Consider the following 8,504-nt stretch of genomic DNA (forward strand, 5'->3'; position numbering starts at 1 on the left):
CCTTTGTTCTATATCTATATCCATTTTCTTATCTTTAAAGCCCAGCTAGAGATATCTTCTGGAAAGGACAATGCGAAGCGGCGGTCCAGCCGGGTAGGTTCTTTATTGACCAGCACGCTGCGCGAGCCCGTGTACTCATAAAGTAGTCCTGCAGCCGGATAGACATTCAGGCTTGTCCCCATCACCAATAGCGTATCAGCTGCTTTGACAGCTTCGATACTTTCTTCTATTTTTAGAGGGTCAAGCATTTCTCCATACAGCACAATATCAGGCCGGACCCATTTCCCAGCCACCTCCCAGCTGGCCTTCTTCTTTACCGCTTCTTTAATGTCGTACATGTGGCCTTGCTGAGTCCGAACACGTCCAGCATTACCATGCAGCTCAATAATCCGACGGCTTCCAGCTCGCTGGTGCAGACCGTCTATATTCTGAGTAATGACTGTCACTTCAGTCCCGCTCTGCTCCATCTCTTCAAGAAAATAATGCCCTGGATTCGGTTCAGCATTGGGGTGCAGCAGATGCTCCAGGTAGAACTGATAAAACAGTTCCGGCTGTTCATTAAAAAAAGTCCGGCTCAGCACCTCCTCGAAAGAATGATGACCCTTCATTTTCTGATTGTAGAGGCCATTGCCCGACCGGAAGTCCGGTATCCCGCTTTCTGTAGAAATCCCCGCTCCTGTGATCACTACTGTCTTTTTAGCCTCTGCCAGCCACTTTGCCGCTGTCTTATACATTTTTCTACCTCCTCCTTTTCTGTGCCCTTTCTTCGCTATTATACTGAGTCTGGAGACAAAATACTGTTCTGACACCTGAGCACAGGCAGACAAGAGTCTCAATACTCCTCATAAAGGTAGTCATATTTGGAGAAGAGAACGCTCTGCTGATTCGGCTGTGAAGGCGAGCCCTTCACTGACCAAGACGCTAAAAACAGCCGATGCTCTCCCATCAAAGGGACCTCGGCTGCACCGGTGCTATCGGTAGCATCCGTAGACTGAAATCGTTTATAGCCGTTCAAAAAGGAGCCCCGCTTACTGATGAAGCAATCCTGTCCGTTTTTCTCTACACTGTTTCATGGGGCTGGACTCTCACATTAAAGGAAACGCAGGGCTACAGCCAATAGTCTGAGATAGTCGGGTAACACTTGTCTCCTTCCTGGCGTCTTTATAATAGGATACAGGAAAGGAGGAGGAGGTATGCCCGCTGATGCACAGTTTTCTGCTGTGATTGATATGATAGCCAATGTCGGTTTTCCGATTTTTGTCTCCCTCGTTCTGCTGCACAGAATGGAAAACAAGCTGGATGCTGTTGTTAAGGCGCTCAACGAACTGACAAGCGTGACTGCCCGCAGCCGCAGCTGAAAGCCACACTTACCTCTAAAAAGAGTGCAGCTTGCTGTACTCTTTTTTGCTTATTTTTATAACAGAAGTGGTATACTGAAACTGAAGCTGACAATAACTGCAGGCACCGACTAGGAGTGATGACATGGTTCGGATGTATATCAAAGCTGAATACAAAACACAACAGAACCGGATGATCGTCATAAACGAGTCCGGTGATCATGTGTTTCTGATTGTAGGCAAATGGGGACGACTGGGAGACAAGCTTTCTGTCTATGCCATGGACGGCAAGCGTATCGTTGAAGCGAGACAAGTAATGCTGTCTGTTTTCCCTAAATTTCGCCTTTACCAGAACGGAAGGAAAATGGGGACAATCAAGAAACGAGCCAGCTGGCGGGGAGCCGGACAGCCTTTTTTCACTGTAACCGGACTTAACTGGATCATTAGCGGCGACTACGATAAACAGGTCTTTATAGCCAGACAATTCGGCAAAAAGATTTTGGAGATAGAAAAAAGCATGACCTTTACAGGCGAGTTCTATACACTCACGTTTCAAAATGAACGAATGGCTCCTGTTGCCTGTCTGATTTCTCAGTTGCTGGATCATTATGATCAGAATAAAATGCATGCAGAAAATCCTCTGAAGCAACAGCGCTACAGTTTGAGCTTCATGTATCCAATTCGGGTGAAGATCAAAAAACTGCTCTGCTCAAAATAGAGGTGTTTCAAGCAAAAAAGATGCCGGCAAGAAGCCTGGCATCTTTTTTGCTTACCGAGAATGTGCTTGATCTTAGCTGTATCTACACTTCAGCTTTCAGACTTTTTTCTGCATATGATCGTATAGATGGTCCACTAGCCGAACTTCTTTAACTTTCTTAAATCCTTGCGCTTCATATAACTTTCGGGCTCTCGGATTATCATGGTCCACATTCAGGCCGACCACTGGCAATCCCATTGCATGCGCTTTAGCATAGGCGGCTTCCATCAGTTCCTTGCCTACTCCACGGCCACGATAGTCAGCTCGGGTCACGAGAGAGTCGAGATACCACTCCCCCTCCATTGTTTCCTCTACCATAAAGGTTTCAAATGGAGGCAAATCAAACGATTCAATTAGGCGGGAGAGTGATGCATACTCCTCGCTTTCTCCACCCGGATAGCCAAAGCAGAAGCCGACGACTTCTCCATCGACTACTTTGACGAGCGCATTCTTGTAACTTTGACGGAACTGCTCACTTTTCGCTGCATGTACTAGGGCCGGTCGAAGCTCATCCCAGCTCACTTCTTCCATAACCGGGTGCTCCATATCAGATAAAATAACTTTAAATAGATCAACAATTGCTCCAGCTTCTTCCGCTTTTGCCTCTCTAATCATTGCTTTCTCCTCCTTAATCAAGATGGTGCAGACTGCTCCAGTTTTTCCTTGATGCGTTCAGCCACCTTGCGGCTGATTCCCAACTGAATCATCTCTTCGATATCCGCCTCTTTTAAACGCTTCATTGATTTGAAATGCCTCAGCACTTTCGTCCGGGTTTTCGGACCGACGCCGTCAATGTCGTCCAACTGACTCGTGAAGCTGTTCTTGCTTCGCACATTCCGGTGGAAGGTGATGGCAAAACGGTGAACTTCTTCCTGAATGCGCTGGACTAGATGAAAAGCCTGACTGCGGGCATCAAGAATCACCGGCTCCAGATCTTCTCCAAAAATCAGACCAGCTGTGCGGTGCTTGTTATCCTTGACCATACCGGCTACCGGAATAGCTAGCGACAGTTCATTTCTAAGCACATCGACGGCAGCATTAACCTGAATTTTACCTCCATCCATAAGGATCAAGTCCGGCAAGGGCTTTTTCTCTTTCAGAAGACGGCTGTAACGTCGTCTGATGACTTCCTGTGTCGTCGCATACTCGTTACTGCCGACGACCGTTTTAATTTTATATTTGCGGTAATTTGTTTTATCGGCAACCCCGTCTTTGAAAGACACCATCGCCGAAACCGGATTAGAGCCCTGAATATTGGAATGGTCAAACGCTTCTATTCGTTCAATATACGGCAGTCCCATGGCCCGGGAAAGTTCCTCGGTTGCTCCGGTAGTCTTGCGCTCCTTCATTTCGATCAGTCTGAATTTTTCTTTCAGCGCCAACTCACTATTTTTGCCGGTCAGATCCAATAGCTCCTTTTTCCGGCCCTTTTTAGGGACTCTGACTTTTGTTTCCAGTGCCTCTTCAAGCATTTTTTGATCAAGATTTTCTGGCACATAAATTTCTTTTGGCTTTTGGTTGTTTGCATCCTGGTAGTACTGCAAGATAAAACTGAGCACTTCTTCTTCCGGCGTATCGATGATTGGAAACATTGTCGCTTCCCGTTTAATTAAAGTCGCCTGACGAACAAAGAAAACCTGAATCGACAGCCACCCTTTGTCCATATAGTAATTGAAAAAGTCTCTTGGGGTGAAATCATTGGAAATGATTGACTGCTTTTCAACTGTCCGTTCGATATAAGAAATCTGATCTCTAAATTCTCCGGCTCTTTCGTAGTTCATCTCTTCCGAAGCTTCCTGCATTTTCTCCTTTAAATCGCGCTTGATGTCAGTGACGTTACCATTTAAAAACGAGCGGATCCGGCTGATCTGCCGGTCATACTCTTCCTTAGGGATTTCATGGTCGCAGGGCCCGATGCATTGCCCGATGTGGTAGTAGAGGCACGCCCTTTTCTGATAGCCGTTACACTTTCTTAGGGGATAGATTTTCTGGATCAGCTGCTTGGTTTCTGAAGCTGCCCAGACATCCGGATAAGGACCAAAGTAGTAGCCTCCATCCTGCTCTACGTCAGATGTGATCACCAGCTGTGGGTCTTTTTCATTAGTGATTTTAAGATACGGATAGCTAGTCCCTCTTTTCAGGCGAATATTATATTTTGGCTGGTGCTTCTGAATCAGTGTCACCTCAAGAAGCAGCGCTTCCTTGTCTGAACCGGTCACAATTGTTTCAAAGTCAACAATATCATCGACCAGTCTTTTAGTCTTGCCTGTATGTTCTCCACGAAAATAGGAGCGCACCCGGTTTTTCAAGTTTTTTGCTTTTCCAATATAGATAATCTCTTCACTGCTATTTTTCATGATATAGCACCCCGGCAGATCCGGCAGCAGCTGAAGTTTGTGTTCAATGAGTTCTGCAGCCAACAAAGCACCTCCTTTCAGTAACCTCTGATTTATCTGAGTATGATGTTAAAAACATACGGGTGCTCGATTTCACCCTGAATAGCCGACTGCATGACCTCTCTGCTTCCCTCTCGTATCTTATTTGAGTTGCTCAAAAATATACAGTGCATGAAAGGCATTGTAGTCCGACTTGCCTACGGTTACACCCTTGTAAATAAACGGTTCTCCCAGCTCGTGACTCCCATTCTTGACTGCCACGTCGATAGCATCAGCAATGTCTTCATACAGACTGTCAATGTCGTCTTCTTGTACTTTACCGAAAGCCGCTTCCCATGCATCCATAAATGCTTGCTCGTCTTTTCCACGGTAAAAATCGATGAGTACTTCTTCCATGTTCCCCTCCTGCCTTTCCTCAAGTCTTGAATTCACTAGCCATTTTACCAGAAACGGGAACATTTGTCAGCAATCCAAAAACTGGCTAGTGTGCAGACGATCCGTCAAAGCAAGGATTAACTGCACAAACGGTTCTAAGGCGGCTGATCTTCCTGACCCTACTGTCTGTGCTATACTGTCCATAAATCATACACTAAAGGAGAGACGCAGATGAAGTACAATGCATTGGGCAATTCGGGAATGAAAGTCAGTGAACTGGGATTCGGGACCTGGGCGATCGGCGGGGACTGGGGCAACCACAGTGACGAGGATGCCTTAAAAGGCCTCCATAGAGCAATGGATGCGGGTGTGAACTTTTTTGATACTGCAGATGTCTATGGCGGTGGACACAGTGAAGAACTGCTGGCCAAGGCCACACGCGGTATGGTGGACCGGATTCATATCGGAACCAAGTTTATCCGGGGTGGAGACATTCATGATCCACAAAGCTACAGTGAAGCTTCTATCCGAAAGTACCTTGAAAAAAGCCTGACCCGACTCAATAGAGACCGAATCGATCTCTACCAGATTCACTGTGCACCACTGGAGATGCTGAAGGAAACTGACATTTTTCCTGTTTTAGATAAACTGAAACAGGAGGGTCTGATCCGAAGCTATGGTGTCAGTGTCGAGACAGTGGAGGAGGGACTATACGTTCTGGAAAATACACAGGCGAGTGCTCTCCAGGTCATTTTCAACCTGCTCCGGCAGAAACCTCTGCAAGAACTGCTTCCCACAGCTCGGGAAAAAGAAGTCGGCATACTTGCCCGCGTTCCGTTAGCTAGCGGCCTGCTGACTGGAAAATTCTCCGAGGATCATACTTTTGAAGAAAGTGATCACCGTCATTTTAACAAAGACGGGGCAGCTTTCAATGTTGGCGAAACCTTTTCAGGCCTGCCCTTCAATAAAGGAGTGGAACTCAGCCGGGAGCTCTCCTGGATCGCCAAGGAACACGGCAGCATGACCCAGGCTGCACTCAAATGGGTCATGCAGCAGGAAGCCGTGACCAGCGTAATCCCAGGATTTAAAAATGAAGCACAGGTTTCTGACAATCTGCAGGCTGTAAGTGCTGCTCCTTTCTCCCAGGAAGAAAAAGAAAAGCTCGAGGCTTTTTACCGGGACAACGTTCACAGCCATATTCGAGGCCCTTATTAACCAGCGGTTGAGATAATCGCTTGACGCAAATGCTATAATAGCTGATAGTAGGATAAGTGCGTGGCTTGACTTTGAAAATCTTGAAAGCCCTACTAAAAATGAAAGGAAAGCAGGAGGAGATCCGATGAGCGCAGATTATTCAGGCGGACAGTCACACGACAGTCTGAGCCCCGCATCTAGGCTGACACGTACAGCTCTGCTGACTGCGTTGGTCTCTGTCTCCAGGCTCAGTTTTTCCTTTTTGCCCAATATTCAGCCTATGACCGTGCTACTGATGTCCATCACTCTCTACTACGGCTGGCGTGTAGGACTAACTGTAGCCTGGCTGTCGGTGGTAATCACTAATATTTATTTAGGAATGGGTCCCTGGACATTTGCTCAAATCGGTGCCTACGCCGGGCTGATATTTCTTTCCAGCCTGCTTAAAAAAAGCCATGAGCAGCTCAGTATTCCTGCCCTTCAGGTTTATGTTGCATTCATGGGTATTTTGTACGGACTGCTGCTATCCCTTCTCCAGGCCCCTTTTTTTGGCTGGAATATCTTTATTCCCTATTACTTATCGGGTCTGGGCTACGATTTACTCCACGCACTGGGAAACATGCTGTTTTTTCCGCTGATTTACCCCCTCAGCCTGCGTCTATTCAAACAAACAGATACTCACCGTTCTGAAAAAAGGAATGACGAGTAAAGGAGATGACTATGACAAAAAAAGATACTTACTTGATCGGAATGGCCCTTTTTGCCGTCCTTCTGGTGCTTGGACTGTGGTACTGGGACCTTGCTTCAGACACACCTGCCACGTCCAACCAGGAACAGACGATCCAAGTCACAATACGTACAAGTGAAGAAGTTCTCAGCGATCAACCGATTGAGTCTGCTACAGAGTCAACCTTACTAGAAATAATGCAGCAGCATTACGACCTTGTCGTGACAGAAGAGGGCTTTATCGAAGCGATAGAAGGAGTCGAACAAAACTCTTCAGAAGGCCTGTACTGGATTTATGACGTTAATGAGGAACAGGGTCTAAAAGGGGTGAAGGATTTTGTTCCCGAAGACGGTGACCATATCGTCTGGGAACTGACCGCCCACTAGTTCAGCAAGAAGTCTTGCCTGTTTAAAGCGACCAAAAAAGTTAGACTCTAAAGTCTATTTTTTGGTCGCTTCATGTCAGCAGGGCTTTTTTTATGTCTAAATGCTTACCTGGCTTAATTGGATACAAGAACTAGCCTTGCTGCTCTTGAGCTGCAGTGGACTAAGCCAGACGGTCTGCTTATCCCCAGCTTTGCATTTTGTTCACGAAGAAATCAGTGATTTTATCCATTGTTTCTGTTCTGACAAGATGCTTCTCTTTTTCTTGTAAAAAGGTCACATTCGCTTCAGGATTTTCCCGGACGAAAGTGGCAACGTCATCAAACGGAACAATCTGATCTTCCGTCCCGTGCCAGAACAACAGCGGACGGCCATTTAGCGTGTCCGGATTCATAGACAGGTCATAGCTGGGTACCCAGGAAAGAAGCGATTCATAGTCGTGAGGATAAAAGCGATCCAGTTCTGATGCCCTCTTGAAGATACGCTCGCGGTAGTCGACAGGTTTTGGCGAGCCCATGACACAGGCTGCCGCTTGAATTTCCGGATGGTGGGTAAGCAATGCGCACGTGGTGATGCCTCCCATCGAGACTCCACCTACAGCCAGTCGTTCGTCTGCCAGTCCGATTTTCTGAAAATGATTGACGATAAAACCAAATTCAAATAGATTGGTATGCACGCTTTGCCAAAAAGTCAGAGAGGGGATCCGGGTGATTTCCTGACGGCGATCTCCGTGGTTGGTGGCATCCGGCATGATGACACGGAAACCAGCTTCAGCCAGCTTGCGGCCCTGGGTCAGAACCAGTTCTTTGGCAGACTGCCAGCCATGGTAGTAAACAATCAGCGGCAGCAGCTCATTCCTTTTGTCGGTTCGTACGACTTCAAGTAGCGGAACAGCTCCTAGGACGCGTTTTCTTGTTGTCAGTTTCATAATTTTTACCTTCTTTTTCTATTCTGTCAGCTGACATGACTGTTATGCCAGTAAAACGCCTGATGGACTGCTGATAATAAATATAAAATAATTGGTGTTATCTTAGATTAAACCTTATTTTCGGAATAAATTCAATCCTTCCGTTTTACTGAATAAGGTCTTGCTTTATGTCTCTTGAAAAATGCCCTCCCTTTTTTATTCGCAACTCCAGACTTTCTGCTCCCCACTTGCGCCGCAAAGACCGTTTGCGAGGCAACTCCAGACTCTCTGCTCCCCACTTGCGCCGCAAAGACCGTTTGCGAGGCAACTCCAGACTCTCTGCTCCCCACTTGCGCCGCAAAGACCGTTTGCGAGGCAACTCCAGACTTTCTGCTCCCCACTTGCGCCATAAAAACCAGTGCCGAGGA

11 protein-coding genes are annotated in these 8,504 nt (G+C 46.9%); 5 read left to right on the forward strand and 6 right to left on the reverse strand.

Going from position 1 to position 8,504, the window contains the following annotated elements; all coding sequences use genetic code 11:
- Positions 1-14: 14 nt before the first annotated feature.
- Entirely contained in the window at positions 15-734 is a 720-nt protein-coding gene (locus ADIAL_RS05380; protein WP_034300972.1) for an NAD-dependent protein deacylase, read from the reverse strand.
- A 459-nt stretch (positions 735-1,193) separates the two neighbouring features.
- Between ADIAL_RS05380 and ADIAL_RS11220 the strand changes: the two genes are divergently transcribed.
- On the forward strand, positions 1,194-1,358 hold the full coding sequence (locus ADIAL_RS11220) for a YvrJ family protein (protein ID WP_081757681.1): 165 nt from the start codon (positions 1,194-1,196) through the stop codon (positions 1,356-1,358).
- A 124-nt stretch (positions 1,359-1,482) separates the two neighbouring features.
- A complete protein-coding gene (locus ADIAL_RS05385) occupies positions 1,483-2,055 on the forward strand; it encodes an LURP-one-related/scramblase family protein (protein WP_051503739.1) in 573 nt (190 codons plus the stop codon).
- Between the two features lie 96 nt (positions 2,056-2,151).
- Here ADIAL_RS05385 and ADIAL_RS05390 read toward each other — a convergent pair whose 3' ends face one another.
- The 3 genes from ADIAL_RS05390 to ADIAL_RS05400 all read right to left on the reverse strand — a co-directional run bounded on the left by ADIAL_RS05390 (position 2,152) and on the right by ADIAL_RS05400 (position 4,886).
- Complete coding sequence (locus ADIAL_RS05390) at positions 2,152-2,709, reverse strand: GNAT family N-acetyltransferase (protein WP_034300975.1); 558 nt, start codon at positions 2,707-2,709, stop codon at positions 2,152-2,154.
- Positions 2,710-2,726: 17 nt separating this feature from the next.
- Entirely contained in the window at positions 2,727-4,514 is a 1,788-nt protein-coding gene (gene uvrC / locus ADIAL_RS05395) for an excinuclease ABC subunit UvrC (protein WP_034300976.1), read from the reverse strand.
- 117 nt (positions 4,515-4,631) lie between these two features.
- The gene (locus ADIAL_RS05400) at positions 4,632-4,886 is read right to left on the reverse strand and encodes a hypothetical protein (protein WP_034300980.1); all 255 of its coding nucleotides are present in this window, start codon (positions 4,884-4,886) and stop codon (positions 4,632-4,634) included.
- A 210-nt stretch (positions 4,887-5,096) separates the two neighbouring features.
- Here ADIAL_RS05400 and ADIAL_RS05405 point away from each other — a divergent pair, with 210 nt between their 5' ends.
- The 3 genes from ADIAL_RS05405 (at position 5,097) to ADIAL_RS05415 (ending at position 7,172) form a co-directional block, all read left to right on the forward strand.
- On the forward strand, positions 5,097-6,080 hold the full coding sequence (locus tag ADIAL_RS05405; protein WP_034300982.1) for an aldo/keto reductase: 984 nt from the start codon (positions 5,097-5,099) through the stop codon (positions 6,078-6,080).
- 124 nt (positions 6,081-6,204) lie between these two features.
- Entirely contained in the window at positions 6,205-6,768 is a 564-nt protein-coding gene (locus tag ADIAL_RS05410; RefSeq protein WP_051503740.1) for an ECF transporter S component, read from the forward strand.
- An 11-nt stretch (positions 6,769-6,779) separates the two neighbouring features.
- Positions 6,780-7,172 (forward strand): DUF4430 domain-containing protein, encoded by a 393-nt coding sequence (locus ADIAL_RS05415; RefSeq protein ID WP_034300984.1) that lies wholly within the window; start codon positions 6,780-6,782, stop codon positions 7,170-7,172.
- Between the two features lie 178 nt (positions 7,173-7,350).
- Here the strand turns inward: ADIAL_RS05415 and ADIAL_RS05420 are convergent, their stop codons facing one another.
- A complete protein-coding gene (locus ADIAL_RS05420; RefSeq protein WP_034300986.1) occupies positions 7,351-8,097 on the reverse strand; it encodes an alpha/beta fold hydrolase in 747 nt (248 codons plus the stop codon).
- 145 nt (positions 8,098-8,242) lie between these two features.
- Positions 8,243-8,504: hypothetical protein (locus ADIAL_RS11450; protein ID WP_197017769.1), on the reverse strand; the 262-nt coding region annotated here is incomplete at its 5' end.

Source organism: Alkalibacterium sp. AK22 (genome assembly GCF_000585255.1).
Lineage (GTDB): Bacteria > Bacillota > Bacilli > Lactobacillales > Carnobacteriaceae_A > Alkalibacterium.

Excerpts from the sequence above, each read along its gene's own strand:
- ADIAL_RS05380 (WP_034300972.1), bottom strand. The coding sequence starts at position 734 with ATGTATAAGACAGCGGCAAAGTGGCTGGCAGAGGCTAAAAAGACAGTA.
- ADIAL_RS05400 (WP_034300980.1), bottom strand. The coding sequence starts at position 4,886 with ATGGAAGAAGTACTCATCGATTTTTACCGTGGAAAAGACGAGCAAGCA.
- ADIAL_RS05415 (WP_034300984.1), top strand. The coding sequence starts at position 6,780 with ATGACAAAAAAAGATACTTACTTGATCGGAATGGCCCTTTTTGCCGTC.
- ADIAL_RS11220 (WP_081757681.1), top strand. The coding sequence starts at position 1,194 with ATGCCCGCTGATGCACAGTTTTCTGCTGTGATTGATATGATAGCCAAT.
- ADIAL_RS05390 (WP_034300975.1), bottom strand. The coding sequence starts at position 2,709 with ATGATTAGAGAGGCAAAAGCGGAAGAAGCTGGAGCAATTGTTGATCTA.
- ADIAL_RS05420 (WP_034300986.1), bottom strand. The coding sequence starts at position 8,097 with ATGAAACTGACAACAAGAAAACGCGTCCTAGGAGCTGTTCCGCTACTT.
- ADIAL_RS05410 (WP_051503740.1), top strand. The coding sequence starts at position 6,205 with ATGAGCGCAGATTATTCAGGCGGACAGTCACACGACAGTCTGAGCCCC.
- ADIAL_RS05385 (WP_051503739.1), top strand. The coding sequence starts at position 1,483 with ATGGTTCGGATGTATATCAAAGCTGAATACAAAACACAACAGAACCGG.
- ADIAL_RS05405 (WP_034300982.1), top strand. The coding sequence starts at position 5,097 with ATGAAGTACAATGCATTGGGCAATTCGGGAATGAAAGTCAGTGAACTG.